Below are 18,649 nucleotides of genomic sequence, written 5' to 3' on the forward strand. Positions count from 1 at the left end.
GTACTCCATGGTGATCATCGCCCCCGGCTCCAGCACCCGGACCGAGGCCCAGCCGTGCCGCCGGGCCAGTTCCCGGGCCCGCTCGATCCGCAGCCCCGCGTACCCCTCGGCGTCCTGTCCCACCGCGCCCGTTCCCGCGCCGTCCGACCCCGTCATCGCGCCTCCCCCGGCTCGTCCCTCGGACGTACGCTGGAATCGTAGCCCCACCCGCGCGGCCCGGAGGTGAACGGCCATGCGAAGTACCACGCCACGACGGTGGCGCAGCGGCACCGAGCCGGCCACCGCCCGCAGCGACCTCAAGCTCCGCTACCTGCTGTCGCTCACCTTCACCCCGCTGTTCGCGCTGGCGACCGCGGGCTTCGCCGTCTGGGCGGCGTTCTCCCCCGCCGACGGGGCTCCCAGCCGGGGCACCCTCACCGGCTTCGCCGTCGCCCTCGGCCTGCTCACCCTGTTCGCCGCCGTCGATCTCGTGGTGGTCATCCGGCGTCGCCGGACCGAGCTCTGACGCGGTGTCTCCCACGGAGTGGGAAGTCGGCCGGGCCGACTTCCCACTCCTCGCAGCGCTACCGGTTGCCCACCGCCTGCTTCACCAGGGTCCGCCCGAAGTCCCACATCAGGCCGCTCCCCCGGTGGGCCTCGTCCATGATCTCGCGGAAGGCGTCCACGAACCGGTCCACGTCCCGATCGGTGATGATCAGCGGCGGGATCAGTTTGATCACTTCCAGGTGGTCGCCGGACACCTGGGTCAGGATCCGGTGCCGCTGCAGCAACGGGACGACCACCATCTGAGCGAACAGCCCCTTGCGCGCCGCCTGGAGCGCCGCCCAACCGGTGCGCAGCTTCAGCGACTTGGGCCGCCCGAACTCGATGCCGATCATCAGCCCGCGGCCGCGCACCTCGGCGAGCAGTTCGTACTCGTCGACCAGTGCGGCCAGCCGTTCGCGGAACCGGTCGCCGACCTGCCGGGCGTTCTCCACCACCTTCTCGTCGCGCATCACCTCCAGGGTCGCCAGCCCCGCCGCCATCGCCTGGGCGTTGGACCCGAAGCTGGCCGAGTGCACCAGCACCCGGTCCATCGAGGAGTACACCTTCTCGAAGATCCAGCTCTTCCCGAGCGTCGCACCGACCGGCACGTACCCACCGGAGAGCGCCTTGGCGGCGCACACCAGATCGGGTTCCACGCCCTCCTCGTGCTGGTAGGCGAAGAACTCGCCGGTGCGTCCGATCCCGGTCTGCACCTCGTCGCAGATCAACAGCGCCCTGTGCTCGTGCAACAGGGCCTGGGCCGCGCGCAGCCAGCCGGGCGGCGCGGCCTGGACGCCCTTGCCCTGGATCGGCTCGACGATCAGCGCCGCGACGTCACCGCGCTTCAACTCCCTGGCCAAGGCGGGGAGATCGCCGAGCGGGATGGCCGTGTCCGGCAGTAGCGGGTCGAAGCCCTTGCGGAAGCCGCTCTCCCCGTTGACCGAGAGCGAGCCGGTGGTCAGCCCGTGGAAGGCGTGTTCGGCGTAGAGGACGCGCGGGCGCCCGGTGGCGTACCGGGCGAACTTGAGCGCGGTCTCCACCGCCTCGGTGCCGCTGTTGCCGAAGAACACCCGGTCCAGGCCGGGCGCGTACGACAGCAGCCGTTCGGCCAGCAGCCCGGGCAGCGGCGCGCAGTCGAAGCGGGTCAGGTCCGGCAGCTCGAGGTCCATCACCTGCCGGATCGCCGAGCGCACCACCGGGTGGTGGCGGCCGAGCGCGAAGATGCCGAAGCCCGCCAGCATGTCGAGGTACTCGTTGCCCTCGGCGTCGTAGAAGTACTGGCCCTCGGCGCGCTCGTAGTACTTGTCGAAGCCGATGGTGCGGAGCATCCTCGGCAGCTGCGGGTTGAGGTGGCGGCTGTGCAACTCGTAGCGCTCACCTCCTCGCTCTGCGAGGAGGGCGGCGAGGTCGAAGGCGGGGCGGTCTGGTTCAGCCGGCATGGCGCGGGTTCGCTCCTCGGGTCGGTAGCAGGTTCTTGGCGAAGACGGCGGTCTGGGCCGCGACCCCCGTGCCGGTCAGCCCGGTCTCCTCCAGGATCTCCCCGCGCGCCGCGTGGCCGAGGAACTCCTGCGGCAGACCGAGCACGCGGACCGGGACGTCCACGTCGGCGTCGCGCAGCGCCTGGGAGACGGCCGAACCGACGCCGCCGGTACGGCCGTTGTCCTCGACGGTGACCACCAGCCGGTGGGCGGCGGCGAGTTCGGGCAGCACCGGGTCGACCGGCTTGACCCAGCGCGGGTCGACCACGGTGGCGGTGAACCCCTCGGCGAGCAGCAGCCGGGCGGCGTCCAGGCAGGAGGAGGCGGTGGTGCCGACGGCGACCAGCAGGATCTCCGGCTCCGGCCCGGTGCGCAGCAGCACGTCCACCCCGCCGATCCGCTCGACCGCCGGAACGGCCGGCCCGACGTTCCCCTTGGGGAAGCGGACCACCGTGGGCGCGTCCTCGACCTCGACGGCCTCGCGCAGCTGGGCGCGCAGCTGGTCGGCGTCGCGCGGGGCGGCCAGCCGCAGGCCGGGGACGACCTGGAGGATCGACATGTCCCACATGCCGTTGTGCGAGGCGCCGTCCGGCCCCGTCACCCCGGAGCGATCGAGCACGAAGGTGACACCCAGCCGGTGCAGGGCGACGTCCATCAGGACCTGGTCGAAGGCCCGGTTGAGGAAGGTCGCGTACACCGCCACCACCGGGTGCAGCCCGCCGGTGGCCAGGCCCGCGGCACTGGTGACGGCGTGCTGCTCGGCGATCCCGACGTCGAAGGTCCTGGCCGGGTAGGCCTTGGCGAAGGGCGCCAGCCCGACCGGCTGGAGCATCGCGGCGGTGATCGCCACCAGGTCGGGCCGCTCGCCGCCGAGCGCGAGCAGCTCCTCGCCGAACACCGAGGTCCAGGAGACGCCCGCGCTGGGCGAGATCGGCAGACAGGTGTACGGGTCGATCGGGTTGACGGCGTGGAAGCGGTCGGCCTCGTCCTGCTCGGCCGGCCGGTAGCCGCGCCCCTTGACGGTCAGGCAGTGCACGATGACCGGCCCGCCGAAGTTGCGGGCCTGGCGCAGCGCCTGCTCGACCGCGCCCAGGTCGTGGCCGTCGATCGGGCCGAGGTACTTGAGCCCGAGGTCCTCGAACATGCCCTGCGGCGCGAAGGCGTCCTTGAAGCCCTTCTTGGCGCCGTGCAGCGCGTCGAAGATCGGCTGGCCGACCAGCGGGGTGCGTTGCAGCGCCTCCTTGCCGAGGGCGAGGAAGCGCTCGTAGCCCTGGGTGGTGCGCAGGGTGGCCAGGTGGTTGGCGAGCCCGCCGATGGTTCTGGCGTAGGAGCGTTCGTTGTCGTTGACCACGATGACCAGCGGCCGGTCGCGCGCCTCGGCGATGTTGTTGAGCGCCTCCCAGGCGAGCCCGCCGGTGAGCGCGCCGTCGCCGATCACCGCGACGGTGTGCCGGTCGTGCTGGCCGAGCAGCCCGGCGGCCTTGGCGAGTCCGTCGGCGTAGGACAGGGCGGTGGAGGCGTGCGAGTTCTCGACCACATCGTGCTCGGACTCGTCGCGCGAGGGGTAGCCGGACAGGCCGCCCTTCATCCGCAGCCTGGAGAAGTCCTGGCGGCCGGTGAGCAGTTTGTGGACGTAACTCTGGTGTCCGGTGTCGAAGACGATCCGGTCGTACGGCGAGTCGAAGACCCGGTGCAGCGCGATGGTGAGCTCCACCACGCCCAGGTTGGGCCCGAGGTGGCCACCGGTGCGGGTGACGGCGTCGATCAGGAATTCGCGGATCTCGTCGGCGAGCAGCGGGAGTTGGGCCGCGGGGAGCTTGCGCAGCTCGGCCGGGGACGTGACGCGGGAGAGCAGTGACATGGGTACACCTCACGACTCGAAGCGGTGCGGTGGTGCTCCGCCCGGCGGGGCGGGGCCGGCCCGGGCGCGATGGCCCGGGCCGGACGGGTGCTCAGGACGGCTCTCAGCGCCCGCGGTTGGCGCTGACGGTCTCGGTGATGGCGCGCAGCGACTGCTGGAGCGAGCCCATGGTCGCCAGGACGGCGGTCGGCTCGTAGCCGCAGTGGGCCATGCAGTTGTCGCAGCGCGGGTCCTTGCCGCGGCCGTACTTGCTCCAGTCGGTCTTCTCGACCAGCTCCCGGTAGGTGGGCACGTACCCGTCGGCCATCAGGTAGCAGGGCCGCTGCCAGCCGAACAGCGAGTAGTTGGGAATGCCCCAGGGGGTGCACTCGAAGTCGGCCTTGCCCTCCAGGAAGTCCAGGAAGAGCGGGCTGTGGTTGAGGCGCCAGCGCTTGCGGTTGCCGCCGGCGAAGGCCTTGCGGAAGAGGTCCCGGGTCTGTTCGACGCCGAGGAAGTGCTCCTGGTCGGGGGCCTTCTCATAGGCGTAGGCCGGGGAGATCATCATCTCGTCGACCTTCAGCTCGTCGTTGAGGTAGTCCAGCACCTCGATGACGGTCTGCGGGGTGTCGGTGTTGAAGAACGTGCTGTTGGTGGTGACCCGGAAGCCCCGTCGCTTGGCCTCCTTGATCGCGGCCACCGCCTCGTCGAAGGTGCCCTCCTTGGCCACCGACTGGTCGTGCCGCTCGCGCAGGCCGTCGATGTGCACGGCGAAGGTGAAGTACGGCGAGGGCTTGAACTTGTCGATCTTCTTGCGCAGCAGCAGCGCGTTGGTGCAGAGGAAGACGTACTTGCGGCGCTCGACCAGTTGCCGGACGATCTCGTCGATCTGCGGGTGCATCAGCGGCTCGCCGCCGGCGATCGAGACCATCGGGGCACCCGACTCCAGGACCGCGCCGACCGCCTGGGCGACCGGCATCCGCTGCTTGAGGACGCCGGCCGGGTGCTGGATCTTGCCGCAGCCCTCACAGGCGAGGTTGCAGGCGAACAGTGGCTCCAGCTCGACGATCAGCGGGAACTTGTCCCGTCGCTTGAGCAGCTTCTGCTGCATCAGGTAGGTGCCGACCCGCACGGTCTGGCGCAACGGCATGGCCATGGCTAGCTCGCCTCCTGGGGGAGCGTCGAGGATGTGGGGTGGTTCAGGGTCACGGAGCCGGATTCGAGCTCCTGCCGGTACCAGTCGACCAGCGCGGGTACCGTCGCCCGCAGGGTCCGCCAGGCGCGCACCCCGGCCGGGAGGGTGCCGAGCCGCAGCAGCTCGTGCTCGGGGGTGTCCACCACCACCCGCAGTACGCCGACGGGCAGCGCCGGCCGCACCTCCCGCAGCGCGGCCACGACGGCGGCGGCCTCCATGTCGACGGCGAGCGCGCCCTGTAGGTGCAGGGCGCGCCGTTCGAGGCCGCGCACCACGTGGTCGGCGGTGTGGTGCACCCCGGTGTGCACGGTCAGGCCGTGCTCCTTGAGCGCCCGGGCCAGCTCCGGCCCGGACCCGACCGGGTACAGGTGGCCCTCGGCGTCCCGGACGCCGTCGGCGGCCACCACGTCGCCCGGTGCCACGCCCGGGCCGACCGCGGCGCCGAAGCCGGCCACCACGACCGCGCCGTAGCCCTGCGGCGCGGAGCTGAGCAGCCGTCGGACGGCCAGCCCGGCCCGCCGTCGGCCGACCCCGGTGCGCACCAGCACCGGAGAACCGCCGACCGAGCCGCGCCAGTCGCCGCCGCGCAGGGCCCAGACCTCGGGGCCCAGCGCGCAGAGGACCAGCAGGGGGGCGGTGGTCACCGCGCCGCCCCGATCGCCCGGGTGCCGCTCGGCTTCGCGGTGCCCGGGCCTCCGTTGAGGTAACGGCCGAGCGCGGTGACCGGGAAGACCAGCCGGTACAGGTGGTAGTTGATCGAGAAGTCCCACGGGAAGCCGGTGCCGGTGAACTGCGGCTCGTCCCAGGTGCCTTCGGGCAGCTGGGTGCGCACCAGCCAGTCCACGCCGCGCTCCACCGCCGGGTTGGCCCGGCCGCCCGGGCCCTCGCCCGCGGCGAGCAGCGCCATCAGCGCCCACGCGGTCTGCGAGGCGGTGGAGTCGCCCCGGCCGGCCCAGCGCTCCGGGTCGTCGTAGGAGCGCATGTCCTCGCCCCAGCCGCCGTCGGTGTTCTGCCGGTCCTCCAGCCAGCGCACCGCCCGGCGGATCGCCGGGTGCTCGTCCGGCACACCGGCCGCGACCAGGGCGGGCAGCACCGAGCCGGTGCCGTAGATGTAGTTGGTGCCCCAGCGGCCGAACCAGGAGCCGTCCGCCTCCTGGTTGCGCAGCAGCCACTCGATGCCGCGCCTGGTGCGCGGGTCCCGGGCCCGGCCGGTCTCGGCGAGCATCTCCACCACGTGCGCGGTGACGTCGGCGGACGGCGGGTCCACCACCTCGCCGAAGTCGCAGAAGGGCAGCTTGTTGGGCAGCATGCTGGTGTTGTCGACGTCGAAGGCGCCCCAGGCGCCGTTCTTGGACTGCATGCCGAGGTTCCACAGCACGCCCCGGTCCACGGCCGCGTCGACCCGGTCCGGGTCGGGGTGGGCGACCCGGCGCAGCGCGAGCACCACCTCGGCGGTGTCGTCGATGTCGGGGTAGGTGTCGTTCTCGAACTCGAAGGCCCAGCCGCCGGCCGGGAGCCCGGGCCGCTGGACGGACCAGTCGCCGCGCTTGCTGATCTCCTCGCCGAGCATCCAGTCGACGGCGGAGACCAGCGCCGGGTGGTCGGCCGGCACCCCGGCGTCGGCCAGCGCGATGGCGGCCAGGCAGGTGTCCCAGACCGGGGACTGGCAGGCCTCCATCCAGCGCATGCCGTCCTCGGTGTGCACGGTGAAGCGGTCGAAGGAGGCGAGCCCGGCCTTCATCACCGGGTGCTCCAGCTCGTAGCCCTCCAGGTGCAGGGCGATCAGCGAGTAGACGGCGGGCGGCTGGATGCCGCCCCAGCAGCCGTCGGCCTCCTGCCGCTCGACGATCCAGCGGCAGGCCTGGGCGACGGCGAGCCGGCGCAACGGGCGGAAGGCCCGGCGGTGGTAGGCGTGCAGCACCTTGTCGAGGCGCTCGAACAGACCGTCCCAGGACGTGGCGGGGGCGAGCGGCCGATCGGGGTACGGGTGGTCCGGGTCGGTGTGCAGCTCGGTGAGCGCGAAGGGGGCCGGGCGGACCGGGCGGTGGGCGGAGACCACGGTCAGCGGGACGATGGTCTGCCGGGCCCAGCAGCCGAAGGCGTAGATGTTCAGCGGCAGCCACTTGGGCAGGAAGATGATCTCGGGCGGCATCTCGGGCAGCCGCTCCCAGGGCCACCAGCCGAACAGGGCGAGCCAGATCCGGGTGAACACCCGGGCGGCCGCGATGCCCCCGGCGGAGCGGACGTACCGCGCGGCGGCCAGCATGTGCGGGGCGTTCGGATCGTCACCGGCGAGCTTGAGGGCGACGTACGCCTCGACGGTGGTGGACAGTTCGGGCGGTCCGCCGTGGAAGGTGGCCCAGGTGCCGTCCTCCCGCTGTTGGGAGCGGATCCACTCGGCGGTGGCCCGGGTCTGCTCCTCGGTCCTGATGCCCAGGAACTGGCGGAGCAGTAAGTCCTCGGCGTCCATGGTGACGTTGGTCTCCAGGTCGCCCTTCCACCAGCCCTCGGAGGACTGTAGCGAGAGCAGGTGGGTGGTGGCGCGCGTCAGGGCCTCGCGCGCGTCTGCGGGTCGGAGGTCCGCCTCACCGGCCGGCCGGAGCCGGCCGGTGTCCTCGGGCTGCCACCGCCCCGAGCCCAGCAGGGCCGGGGGGCGGTCGCCCACCGCGACCGGCTCGGAATCGTACTCAGGGTCGAGCCGGCCGTCCGCGGTTGCTGTCAACGTAACGTCACCTCTCTCGTACCACCACGAATTCGGCGAGTGCGACGAAGTGCTCGCGCACCCCGTCGGACATGGGCACCTCGTCCAGGGCGGCGAGGGCAGTCGTGTGCTGGCGGCGGGCCTCCTCCTGGGTCCAGGCCCGGCCGCCGGCCTCCTCGATCAGCGCGGCCCGGGAGGCGAGCTCGGGCTCGCTCTCCTCGCCGCGGCCCTTCGGGTCCGCCAGCTGCTCGGCCAGCCGGCGCGAGGCGGCGCCGCCCTCGGCCAGCGCGGCGGCGACCGGCAGGGACTTCTTGCGCTGGCGCAGGTCGCCCCAGTGCGGCTTGCCGGTGACCTCGGTCGCGCCCCAGATGCCGAGCAGGTCGTCCACCGCCTGGAACGCCAGGCCCAGGTGGTGGCCGTAGCGCTGGAGCGCGTCGGAGACCTTGTCGTCGGCGCCGGCCAGCACCGCGCCGATCGCCGAGGCGGCGGCCAGCAGCGCGGCCGTCTTGCCGCCCTCCATCTCCAGGCACTCGGCGACGGTGACGCTGTCCCTCTGCTCGAAGGCGACGTCCATGGCCTGGCCGTCGATCAGCCGGCGGGTCGCCGTGGTGAGCAGCCGGACGGCGCGCGCGGCGTCGGTGGGGCTGGTGCCGCCGGCCACCGCGGTGTCGAGCAGCACCTCCGTGCCGAGCGTCGCCAGGGCGTCGCCGACCAGGATCGCCTGGGCCGGCCCGAACACCGTCCAGGCGGTGGCCCGGTGCCGCCGGGTCTCGTCACCGTCCATCAGATCATCATGAAGGAGGGAGAAGTTGTGCACCAGTTCAACAGCGACCCCACCGGGCACGCCCACCTCGGCCGCCGCACCGGTGGCCTGGGCGGACAGCAGCGCCAGCGCCGGACGCACGGCTTTGCCGCTGTCGCCCTCCACCGGGGTGCCGTCCCGGTCGATCCAGCCGAAGTGGTACGCGGCGACGGTGTCCATCGGTGGGGCCAGACGGGCGACGGCGGCCCGTAGCGGCGGATTGCAGAGCGTACGGCTGCGGGCGAGCAGCTCCGGCACCGAGACCGGTTCGGCGTGCGCCGTGCCTCCGACGGCGAAGCCGGTGCGTGACTCCACGTGCTTTCCCTCTTCCTCGTGGTGCCGGACCGCACGGGGCGGCCGGATTACTGCGCTGTCGGTGCGGCTGGTGTCCGTGCGGCTGGTGTCGGTTCGAACGGTGCCGGAGCGAACGGTGTCGGTACGGCCGATCCGGCCGGTGAGGCCGACGCTACGCCCGACGGCTCTGGCGGGCTCTCCGGCGGCGGGGCCCGCCGTCACCTGGGCCACCTCCCGTCGCCCCGGTCCACCGCCACCCGGCCGCCCTCGGCGGCGAGCACGGCGTCGGCGGCGGCGTGGCCGCTGCGCACGGCGCCCTCCATGGTCGCGGGCCAGCCGGTGGCGGTCCACGCACCGGCCAGCAGCAGGCCGGGGACGCCGGTCGTGGCCGAGGGCCGCAGCGCGGCGGTGCCCGGGAGCCCGTCGAAGGTGGCGGTGCGCTCCCGGGTGACGAAGAAGTCCAGCACCTCGGCACCGGCGGCGGCCGGGAGCAGCCGGGCCAGCTCGGGCAGGTAGCGGCGGCGCAGTTCGGCCACCGGCAGGTCGATCTCGTCCTGGACGGCGGACTGCGAGAGCGCCAGGTACTGGGCGCCCGGGTGGGCGCGGCCGATCGAGGTGCCGGCCAGCCCGGAGTGCGTGGTGCGGTCGAACACCCACTGGACCGGGGAGCCGAGCGCGGCGAAGAAGGGCCGACGCAGCACCTTGCGGTCGTAGACCACGTGCACGTTCAGGATCGGCGAGGTGCCGAACCCGCCCAGCCGCTCCTGCTCCGGGAGGGCTCCCGGCGGCAGCAGGGCGGCCGCGGTGTCCTGGGCGCCGGCCAGCACGACGCTGTCGGCGGTGAGCAGCTCCCCGCTCTCCAGTCGCACGGCGTGCTGGGGAGCGGCGGGCTTGAGTTCCGCGACCCGGGCGCGCAGCAGCACCCGCACGCCGGCGCTTTCCAGCTCGGCGAGCGCCCGGTCGTGGTGGATCACGCCGAGCGGGACGGCGGCGATGCCGATGTCGGAGGCGCCCGGGTCGGAGAGCAGGCCGGTCTTGAACACCATCGCGGCGAGCGCCAGCGACACCTGGTCGGCCCGGGCGTTCAGGGTCGCGACGCCGACCAGGTCCCACAGGGCGGCCACGGTGGCGGCGTTCTGCCCGTTGCGGCGCAGCCACTCGCCGAAGGAGAGCCGGTCCAGCGCCGGGTCGGCGAGGTCCAGCCCCTTCAGGGCGAGCGCGCCGCGGACCACCCGGGCGCGGTCGGCCGGCGACAGGTGCGGGTAGCGGGCCAGGCTGCCGGCCAGGTGCAGCGGGACGGGCAGGCCGGCCCGGCGCAGCCGCCCGAGGGTGCGCACCGGGGCCGTGTCGGGGCCGGTGACGGAGAGCACCGGGACGTCCAGGCGGTCCTGGAGGTGGGTCATCCGGGTGGCGCCGAGGCGCTCCAGCAGGCCGCAGTAGGCGGTGCAGCAGCGCAGGAAGACGTGCTGGCCGTTGTCGACGGTCAGCTCGCCGCGCTGGAAGGAGAACGCCAGACCGCCGAGCCGGGGCCGCCCCTCGGCGAGGGTGACCCGCTGGCCGGCCTCGGCCAGCCGCAGTGCGGTGGTGATCCCGGCCAGGCCACCGCCGACCACGACGACGGCCGGGCGCGCGGCATCGGCTCGCCCGGTCATCGGCCCTCCCCCTCGCAGTCGCTGGACCGCCGAGCGGCGGTCGCCATGACCGGCACGCCGTCGGCCGGCGCTGTCGCGGTCAGTGCAGTCGTGGTCAACGCGGCTCTACCCCGATGTGATTCCCCGCTGACACAGCGTGACAGAACTGTGGCGAGAATCAAGAACGCCCCCCGGCGAGCCCGGAAAGCGCGACGTACGCCTTCTCCCAGCCCGGGAGCGACACCCGGCCGCGCAGCACCGACTCGGGATCGGCGGCGATCCGGCCGAGCAGCCGGTGGTAGATCCCGGCCATCGCGGCGGTACAGGCGCGACTGCGGCGGTCGAGCATCGGCAGCAGCCGCAGGCCCTCCTCGAAGGCGGCCTGGGCGCGGGCGGCCTCGAAGGCCACCAGGCCCGTGAAGTCGGCGCCGACCGGAGGCTTGGACAGAGCGAAGCCCTGCTCGCAGCCGAACCGGACCAGGTCCTCGGTGGGCAGGTAGGTGCGGCCGTTGAGGGCGTCCTCGCGCAGGTCGCGCAGGATGTTGGTGAGCTGCAGCGCCAGGCCCAGGGTGTCCGCGTAGTGCGCACCGCGCTCCGGGTCGTCGCAGCCGTAGACGCCCAGCGAGAGCCGGCCGATCGCGCCGGCCACGCAGCGGCAGTAGACCTTCAGCTCCTCGTACGTCTGGTACTCGGCGCCCTTGAGGTCCATCTCGACGCCGTCGATCAGCTCGTCGAAGCCGCCGAGCGGGATCGGGAAGCGCCGGGCCGCGTCGGCCAGGGCGACCTTGATCGGGTCGGTGTCGTCCTCGGCGACCCTGCCGGAGCGGACCTCGTCCACCAGGTCCCGGGTGCTCAGCAGCGCCTCGGCCTTGCGGTCGGCCGGGAGGTCACCGTCGCCGATGTCGTCCACCCGGCGGGCCAGCGCGTACAGGGCCGACATGGCCAGCCGCTTGGGCTCGGGCAGCAACCGGATGCCGTAGCTGAAGTTGCGCGCCTGCAGCCCGGTGACTGCCTCGCAGTACCGGTACGCCGCCATGACCTGGGCCGACGCCAGTGGTGATGCCGCCACTCGGGCGTTCACCTTCCCTTCGCGAAGATGGCCGCCGCCTTCGCTGCGAGGCGGCGCTTGTCCGGCTTCGCCTGCTGGGCGAGCACGTCGTACCCGGCGTCCTCGACGGCCGCCAGGGCCGCGTAGCCGCCTGCGGTGAATCCCGCCAGGAGCAGTCGAAGCCTCCCCCGAACCGTACCTACCAATGGTGCGCCGCGGTCGAGCAGGGTGCGGGCACGCTCGACCTCGAAGGCGATCAGTTCCCGTACCGCTCCGGTCGCGGTGGGGGCCGCGAGCTCCTCCTCGGTGACGCCGAAGCGTTCGAGGTCCTCAGTCGGGAGGTAGATCCGGCCGCGGGCCAGGTCCTCGGCCACGTCCTGTACGTGTTCGACCACCTGGAGGGCACTGCAGACGGCGTCGGAGAGGACGATCCGCTCCGGGGTGGCGACGCCCGCGATGGCCAGCACCAGGCGGCCGACCGGGTCGGCGGAGAGGGTGCAGTAGCCGATCAGGTCGTCGTAGGTGGCGTAGCGGGTGGTGGTCTGGTCCACCCGGTTGGCCTCGATCAGACGGCGGAACGGCTCCGGGGTGAGGCCGTGCCGGTCGACCAGCGGAACGAGGGCGCTCATCAGCGGGTGGCGGGGACGGTCGGCGCCGCCGGGGCGCAGAGCCGTCTCGAACACCCGGTCGAGGTCGTGCTCCAGTCCGTCGAGCAGGGCGAGCCGGAAGGCGACCTCCGCCGGGTCGGGCGGGCCGGGCTGCGCCGAAGGGGTGACGGGGGGCCGCTGCTCGACCCCGAGCAGGGTCGCGGTGGCGGCCGGATCGGCCAGGTCGCCGTCGCCGGCGTCGTCGACCAGCCGGGCGAAGCCGTAGACCGCCATCAGGTCGTCTCGCCACGCCGCGGGCAGGAAGAAGGGGGCGACCGGGAAGTTCTCCGCCCCCGCCTTCTCCAGGGTCTGTCCCGCGGAAGGGTTCACCGGCGTATCTCTGGGCTGGGCCGAAGCCGACACTGCTGTCACTCCCCCGTTCTACACCGCTCGGTACCACCGGTCCGACTCGGACACGCGTCCGAGCGCGGGCGTCACGTACGGCACACCGCCCCCGCGCCCCACAGCCTGACAGCACGGAGCGCGCCCGAGAAGAGCGCCCCGCCCGCGCACTGGGGCGCTCACCCCCGCGGCGGCGAGCCACCCGGGCTACCGGCGGACCGCATGCCGAAGGGCCGGTTCCGGAGTATTCCGGAGCCGGCCCTCGAGAGCCACGGGATTACGGGCGCTCGCCGCGCTCGTAGCGGCCGACGACCTCCTCGGTCGGGCCGTCCATGACCAGCTCGCCGTGCTCGATCCAGATGGTCCGCTCGCAGACCTCGCGGATCGAGTTGTTGTCGTGGCTGACCAGGAAGACCGTACCGGCGGACTCGCGCAGCTCCTCGATCCGCCGCTTGCTGCGCTGCTGGAAGGCCTGGTCACCGGTGGCCAGGGCCTCGTCGATCAGCAGCACGTCGTGGGCCTTGGCGGCCGCGATGGAGAAGCGCAGCCGGGCACCCATGCCGGAGGAGTAGGTGCGCATCGGCAGCGAGATGAAGTCGCCCTTGTCGTTGATCCCGGAGAACTCGACGATGTCCTGGTAGCGGCGCTTCACCTCGGCCGGGGACATGCCCATCGCCAGGCAGCCCAGGATGACGTTGCGCTCGCCGGTGAGCTCGTTCATCAGGGCCGCGTTGACACCCAGCAGCGAGGGCTGGCCGTTGGTGTAGATGCCGCCCTTCTCGGTCGGCAGCAGGCCAGCGATGGCGGCCAGCATGGTCGACTTGCCGGAGCCGTTGGAGCCGATCAGGCCGACCGCCTCACCCTTGTACGCGGTGAAGCTGATGCCGCGCACCGCGTGCACCTCGCGCACGCCGGCGGCGCGCTTGCGGGAGATGATGCGGCTCAGCGCCGAGGTGGCGCTGCCCTTGCCGGAGCCGGCGCCGTGCACCCGGTAGACGATGTGCACGTCGTCGACGACGACGGTGGGCTCGCGGGCCACGTCCGCGTCCCGGACGGCGTCGCGCTTGGTCAGGTCGGTGTCAGCCACGGCCGTACTCCTCCTCGGCCTTCCAGAAGAAGACGTATCCGATGACGAACATGCCGACGCCCCAGGCGATGCCGTACGCCCACTGGTGCGGCGGGAGGGTCTGGTGCTCGGGAAGGTGCTTGTTGTAGATGACCGGCGCGAAGGCGTGCCGCAGCAGGTCCATGTAGACCGAGGCCGGGTTGATGGCCATGATCGTCTGGATGTAGTGCGGCCAGGTCTGGATCTTGTCCTGGATGCTGAACATCACACCGGACAGGAACATCCAGGCGCGCATCACGAAGGGGATCAGCTGGGAGATGTCGCTGGTCTTGGAGCCGATCCGGGCGAAGATCAGCGAGACGCCGGTGTTGAACAGCGTCTGGAGGAACAGCGCCGGGATGATCAGCAGCCAGGTCCGGCCGGGGGTGATGCCGGCGGCCAGCACGGTGATGACCAGGACGACCATCGAGATCATCAGCTGCTGGAGCTGGATCACGGTGAAGGCGATCGGCAGGCTGGCGCGCGGAAAGTGCAGCGCGCGGATCAGGCCGAGGTTGTCGGAGATCGCCCGGGTGCCGGACTGCACCGCGTTCTGGGTGAACTGGAAGACGAAGACGCCGATGCAGAGCCAGGCGATGTAGGTGTTCGGCGGGAAGTTGTCCTTGCTCTGCAGGATGACGCCGAAGACCAGGTAGAACACCGCGCAGTTGAGCAGCGGGGTCACGACCTGCCACAGCTGGCCCAGCTTGGCATCGGTGTACTGGGCCACCAGACGGGCGGTGGCGAAGGCCCAGATGAAGTGGCGCCGGGCCCAGAGCTGCTTGGTGTACGCGAACAGGCCGGGCCGGGCACCGCTCACCGACAGACCGTACTTGTCCGCAAGCTGCTTGGGGGTCAGGCCCGCGTCCGCCCCCCTCGGGGCTGAGAGGCTGACGGGTTCACTCACTGTCGACACATTCGTCCTTCACGCGGGATCGGTCGGGGCGGCCGGTCGGCGGGGGTCCGCCGGCCTCGCGCCGATGGGGATCCACCGGGATCACGGGGGGAGGTTCCGGCCGGTGTGTGGTCACCGGCCGTGGCGATCGATCGTCTGATCGAATCAGATGATCGGAGGTCGGCCCAGCCTGGTCAGTTGCCAAACGGTACGCCATCGCATGGGCCGCCGCGGACCGCAGGGTTCGCGCCAGCCCGCCCGGAATCCGCCCCACCAGGCCTTCAGCGCCTCCGGGGAGGGACGGCGGGCCAGGGTCAGCAGAAACCAGGTTCCCAGATAGAGAGGCATCAAAGGGGCCGGAAGGTTCCGTCGCGCCAGCCAGACCCGGTTCCGGGCCACGTTGTGGAAGTAGGTGGCGTGCCGGGCCGGGGAGGTGGTCGGGTGGTGCAGCACCACGTCCGCCCGGTAGTCGATGGCCCAGCCGGCGTCCAGCGCGCGCCACGCGAGGTCGGTCTCCTCGTGCGCGTAGAAGAACTCGGCGGGCAGCTGGCCGGCCTGCTCGAACACCTTGCAGCGCACGGCGCTCGCGCCGCCCAGGAAGGTGGTCACCCGGGAGGAGCGCAGCGGGTCGCTGGCGCGCAGCCGGGGGACGTGGCGGCGCTGGGTGACGCCTGTGTCGGGGTCGGCGATCCGGAAGGACACGATGCCCAGCTCCGGGTCGCCCGCGAAGGCCTCGCGCAGCAGGCGGGCCGAGTCGGTGCGCGGCAGGTTCCCGTCGTCGTCCAGGAAGAGGACGGCGTCCACGTCCCGGCCGTCCGGCCCGAACAGCTCGATGCCGACGTTGCGGCCGCCCGGGATGCCGAGGTTCTCCGGCAGCTCGACGCTGCGCACGCCCTCCGGCAGCGGGGGCAGCGGGGCGCCGTTGCCGACCACGGCGAGTTCGACGGCCGGGCCCTCCTGGGCGCGGACGGCCTCGATCAGGGCGTTGAGCTCGGCGGGCCGGTTGCCCATGGTGATGATCACGGCGCCGAGGCGGAAGTTCTCCGCGGTGGTCTGCGCGCTCATCGCAGCCTGCTCGAAAGGACGATGCTCAGCAGGTGCAGCACGGTCTGCAGCATGGCGATCGCCGCCAGCACCACGACCGCGAGCCGGGTGAACAGCAGCCCGCCGTGCACGGCGTCGGCGACCCCGGCGGCCAGGATGAACAGCGAGGCCTCGACCGCGCCGACCAGGCGGTGGAACTTCAGGAAGGACGCCGCCCGGCGGGCCTTGGCCACCGACGACGAGCGCGGCACCGAGGCACTGTCCTCGACGGCCGTCATGCCGCTGCGTGCGCGGGCCACGTCCACCAGGTCGGTCTCGGACTTGATCAGGATCGCGCCGAGCGCGGCCAGCGTTCCCAGGAACGCCCACTCCCAGTGGGAGCCGCCGCCCTCGCGGTGCAGCAGGTCGGTGGCACGCAGGCCGAGGCCGGTCAGCAGGGCCGCCTCGGACATGTAGTGGCCGACCCGGTCCAGGTAGACACCGGTGAGCGAGGTCTGCCGGCGCCAGCGGGCGACCTCTCCGTCCACGCAGTCCAGCAGCAGGTAGACCTGGATCAGCAGGGCGCCCAGGATCGCGCCGGTGAGGCCCGGGACGATCAGCGCGGCACCGGCCAGGATGCCGGTGAACATCATCAGGTACGTCAGGCCGTTGGGCGTGATCGCCGTCACGGTGGACAGCACGCGGGTGATCCGCAGTGAGATCCTCCGCATGTACAGGCGCCCGGCCCAGTGCTCGGCGCTACGGCGCTGGAGCATGCCCTCCGGGTGGATCACCGCGCGCAGCTCCTCGATCGAGGGCCGGCGGGTCAGGTCCACCGGGGGCCGCTCGGCACCCGCGGTGGAGGGGTCAGCTGTTGACGGCTTGGACATAGTCGGCGTACGCGTCCCTGATTGCGGAAGGGGAGAGATCGAGGTGCTCGAGGATGGTGAAGCGCCCCGGTCGGGTGTTCGGAGCGTAGTGCACCGCTTCGGTGAACTCCGCTTCGGTGAAACCGATCTGAGCAGCGGTCACCGGCAGCCCGTGGCTCGCCAGGCGCTCCACGATCAGACCGGTCAGCTCGCGCTCGCCCCGCAGGAAGCTGGCGAACGCGGCACCGAGGCCCACCTGTTCGCCGTGCTGGGCGGAGCGCTTGGGGTACAGCACGTCCAGGGCATGCGAGATCTCGTGGCAGGCGCCCGAGGAGGGTCGGGTGCTGCCCGCGATGTTCATCGCGATGCCGGACAGTACCAGGGCCTCGGCCAGGGCCGTCAGGAGGTCCTGATCCTGAGTGCTCCCTGGGTGCCGCAGCAGGTTCTCGCCCGCCGAGCGGGCCATCGCCACGGCCAGTCCGTCCACCGGTTCACCGGTGACCGCCTGTGACAACTCCCAGTCCGCGCAGGCCGAGATGTTGGAGACGACGTCCCCGATGCCGGCCGCGACGAAGCGCTGCGGGGCCTGCCGGATCACGTCCAGGTCGACGATGATGCCGATCGGACTGGGCACCCCGTACGAGCCCCGGCCGGCGTCGTTGTCGAGGGTGGAGACCGGCGAGCAGATGCCGTCGTGGGCCAGGTTGGTGGCGACCGCGACCAGTGGCAGGCCGACCCGGGCGGCGGCGTACTTGGCGGCGTCGATGATCTTGCCGCCGCCGAGGCCGACGATCGCGTCGTAGTGCCCGCCGCGCATCGCCTCGGCCAGCCGCACCGCGCTGTCCAGGCTGCCGTCGTCCACGTTGTACCAGTCGGCACCGGGCAGGGCCGGCTCCAGGCGGCGGCGCATGGCCGCCCCGGAGCCGTTGCTGATCGCCACCGCGATCCGGCCCGAGGCCGACAGCCGCTGGTCCGCGAGGATGCCGCCGAGCGCGTCCAGCGCGCCCGAACGGATCTCCACGAACAGCGGCGACGGAACCAGTCGGGTCAGTACCGGCACGCGATCTCCCGCGCCTTCGCCAGGTCGTCGTGGTTGTCGACCTCGACCCAGGACACCTCGCCGATCGGCTGCACGTCGATCCGCAGGCCCCGGTCGACCATCTCCTGGTAGCCGTCCTCGTAGTACAGCTGCGGGTCGCGCTCGTAGGTGGCGCGCAGCGCGTCGGTCAGGTCGGCGGCGGCGGCCGGGTTGATCACGGTGACGCCGATGTACTCGCCGCTGGCCTCCGACGGGTCCATCAGCTTGGTGATGCGGCGCATGCCGGCGGCCGGGTCGACGACGACCTTCATCTCCTCGTCGGCGAGCTTCTTCACCGTGTCGAGGGCGAGCAGGATGCCGGGCGCGGTGCCGGCCTCGGTCAGCCGCTGGTTGCCCTCCAGCATCGTGCGCTGCACGGAGGCCGGGTGGACGGTGTCGCCGTTGGCCAGCAGCAGGCCCTCGGAGAACAGGTCACGGGCGCACCACAGCGAGTAGGCGTTGTTCCACTCCTCGGCCTTGTCGTTCTCGACCAGGTGGAGCTTGACGCCGTACTTGCTCTCCAGGGCGTCCTTGCGGTCGTACACCGCCTCCTTGCGGTAGCCGACGACGATCGCCGCCTCGCGCAGGCCGACCTCGGCGAAGTTGCCGAGGGTGAGGTCCAGGACCGTCCGCTCCCCGTCGACCGGCACCAACGCCTTGGGAAGGGTGTCGGTGTACGGGCGCAGCCGGCGGCCGGCGCCGGCTGCCAGAACGAGGCCGATCATGCGGGGTCTCCTGATCCGTCGAGCGTCGTGCTGTGCGCGCGGGGACGTGCCGACGGGCACGGCCGCGCCGCTTCCCTCCGAACCGGGTGTTCGCCCCGGCCGGGCGGCGGCGCGCCGGTACCGGCACAGATCCGGGCAGCGTGTCGTATGTGATGGTAGGCGACCCGGACGATCAGCCCGAACGCGCCCGGAGACGGTGAGGTGACGATCCGGCGGCGGAGCGACGGTCGAACACACTTCGAACGTACATCGAACGCCCCTACGGACCGGATGACCCTTCCGTGGGTGTCCCGGTTCGTTCCGTGCCCGGATCCGGACCCCTCCTGGTCATGATCCGCCCGGTTGTGCGTGGGACCCGCCCGCACCGCCACCCATACGGCAGACTGGAGCCCGACGCCGGCGCCGGCGGGGGTCGCGGACGCGCCCTGTGGGTCGACCGTCACGTCGGTCTCCA

The 18,649-nt window shown here is 72.3% G+C and carries 17 protein-coding genes; 1 reads left to right on the plus strand and 16 read right to left on the minus strand.

The genetic code is table 11. The features are described 5' to 3' along the window. Window positions 1-234, minus strand: a 234-nt coding sequence (locus J0670_RS08720; protein WP_307806445.1) for an I78 family peptidase inhibitor, incomplete at its 3' end; no start/stop codon positions are given. Between J0670_RS08720 and J0670_RS08725 the strand changes: the two genes are divergently transcribed. Further along, complete coding sequence (locus tag J0670_RS08725; protein WP_207810866.1) at window positions 233-505, plus strand: DUF6343 family protein; 273 nt, start codon at window positions 233-235, stop codon at window positions 503-505. The genes J0670_RS08720 and J0670_RS08725 overlap by 2 nt on opposite strands. 58 nt (window positions 506-563) lie before the next feature. Here J0670_RS08725 and J0670_RS08730 read toward each other — a convergent pair whose 3' ends face one another. The 15 genes from J0670_RS08730 to J0670_RS08800 all read right to left on the minus strand — a co-directional run bounded on the left by J0670_RS08730 (window position 564) and on the right by J0670_RS08800 (window position 18,195). After that, window positions 564-1,964 carry an aspartate aminotransferase family protein gene (locus tag J0670_RS08730; protein ID WP_207810867.1) on the minus strand — a complete coding sequence of 467 codons (1,401 nt, stop codon included), beginning with the start codon at window positions 1,962-1,964 and terminating at the stop codon, window positions 564-566. After that, complete coding sequence (dxs, locus tag J0670_RS08735) at window positions 1,954-3,864, minus strand: 1-deoxy-D-xylulose-5-phosphate synthase (protein WP_207810868.1); 1,911 nt, start codon at window positions 3,862-3,864, stop codon at window positions 1,954-1,956. The genes J0670_RS08730 and dxs overlap by 11 nt, the downstream gene beginning before the upstream one ends. 103 nt (window positions 3,865-3,967) lie before the next feature. After that, a complete protein-coding gene (gene hpnH / locus J0670_RS08740; RefSeq protein ID WP_207810869.1) occupies window positions 3,968-4,996 on the minus strand; it encodes an adenosyl-hopene transferase HpnH in 1,029 nt (342 codons plus the stop codon). A 2-nt stretch (window positions 4,997-4,998) separates the two neighbouring features. Beyond that, entirely contained in the window at window positions 4,999-5,679 is a 681-nt protein-coding gene (locus tag J0670_RS08745; protein ID WP_207810870.1) for a 1-hydroxy-2-methyl-2-butenyl 4-diphosphate reductase, read from the minus strand. Further along, the gene (gene shc / locus J0670_RS08750) at window positions 5,676-7,757 is read right to left on the minus strand and encodes a squalene--hopene cyclase (protein ID WP_243436732.1); all 2,082 of its coding nucleotides are present in this window, start codon (window positions 7,755-7,757) and stop codon (window positions 5,676-5,678) included. Before shc ends, J0670_RS08745 begins: the two co-directional genes overlap by 4 nt. Before the next feature lie 7 nt (window positions 7,758-7,764). Further along, a complete protein-coding gene (locus J0670_RS08755; protein WP_207810871.1) occupies window positions 7,765-8,853 on the minus strand; it encodes a polyprenyl synthetase family protein in 1,089 nt (362 codons plus the stop codon). Window positions 8,854-9,050: 197 nt separating this feature from the next. Next, the gene (hpnE, locus tag J0670_RS08760) at window positions 9,051-10,484 is read right to left on the minus strand and encodes a hydroxysqualene dehydroxylase HpnE (protein ID WP_207810872.1); all 1,434 of its coding nucleotides are present in this window, start codon (window positions 10,482-10,484) and stop codon (window positions 9,051-9,053) included. A gap of 157 nt (window positions 10,485-10,641) precedes the next feature. Continuing rightward, entirely contained in the window at window positions 10,642-11,499 is an 858-nt protein-coding gene (hpnD, locus tag J0670_RS08765) for a presqualene diphosphate synthase HpnD (protein WP_207810880.1), read from the minus strand. 41 nt (window positions 11,500-11,540) lie between these two features. Further along, window positions 11,541-12,488, minus strand: coding sequence for a squalene synthase HpnC (hpnC, locus tag J0670_RS08770; protein WP_207810873.1), 948 nt, complete (start codon window positions 12,486-12,488; stop codon window positions 11,541-11,543). A 289-nt stretch (window positions 12,489-12,777) separates the two neighbouring features. Further along, window positions 12,778-13,587 (minus strand): ABC transporter ATP-binding protein, encoded by an 810-nt coding sequence (locus J0670_RS08775; protein WP_207810874.1) that lies wholly within the window; start codon window positions 13,585-13,587, stop codon window positions 12,778-12,780. Beyond that, window positions 13,580-14,521, minus strand: coding sequence for an ABC transporter permease (locus tag J0670_RS08780; protein ID WP_207810875.1), 942 nt, complete (start codon window positions 14,519-14,521; stop codon window positions 13,580-13,582). The genes J0670_RS08775 and J0670_RS08780 overlap by 8 nt, the downstream gene beginning before the upstream one ends. Window positions 14,522-14,665: 144 nt before the next feature. Continuing rightward, the gene (locus J0670_RS08785; protein ID WP_207810876.1) at window positions 14,666-15,565 is read right to left on the minus strand and encodes a glycosyltransferase family 2 protein; all 900 of its coding nucleotides are present in this window, start codon (window positions 15,563-15,565) and stop codon (window positions 14,666-14,668) included. Further along, window positions 15,562-16,299: a CDP-alcohol phosphatidyltransferase family protein gene (locus J0670_RS08790; RefSeq protein WP_207810881.1), complete on the minus strand. Its 738-nt coding sequence runs from the start codon at window positions 16,297-16,299 to the stop codon at window positions 15,562-15,564. The genes J0670_RS08785 and J0670_RS08790 overlap by 4 nt, the downstream gene beginning before the upstream one ends. Window positions 16,300-16,390: 91 nt before the next feature. Beyond that, window positions 16,391-17,452, minus strand: a complete 1,062-nt coding sequence (locus J0670_RS08795) for an iron-containing alcohol dehydrogenase family protein (protein WP_207810877.1) — start codon at window positions 17,450-17,452, stop codon at window positions 16,391-16,393. Beyond that, window positions 17,440-18,195, minus strand: a complete 756-nt coding sequence (locus J0670_RS08800; RefSeq protein WP_207810878.1) for a sugar phosphate nucleotidyltransferase — start codon at window positions 18,193-18,195, stop codon at window positions 17,440-17,442. Before J0670_RS08800 ends, J0670_RS08795 begins: the two co-directional genes overlap by 13 nt. Between the last annotated feature and the right edge of the window lie 454 nt (window positions 18,196-18,649).

Origin of the sequence: Streptomyces sp. FH025 (assembly GCF_017427025.1) — a bacterium.
Classification (GTDB): domain Bacteria; phylum Actinomycetota; class Actinomycetes; order Streptomycetales; family Streptomycetaceae; genus Kitasatospora.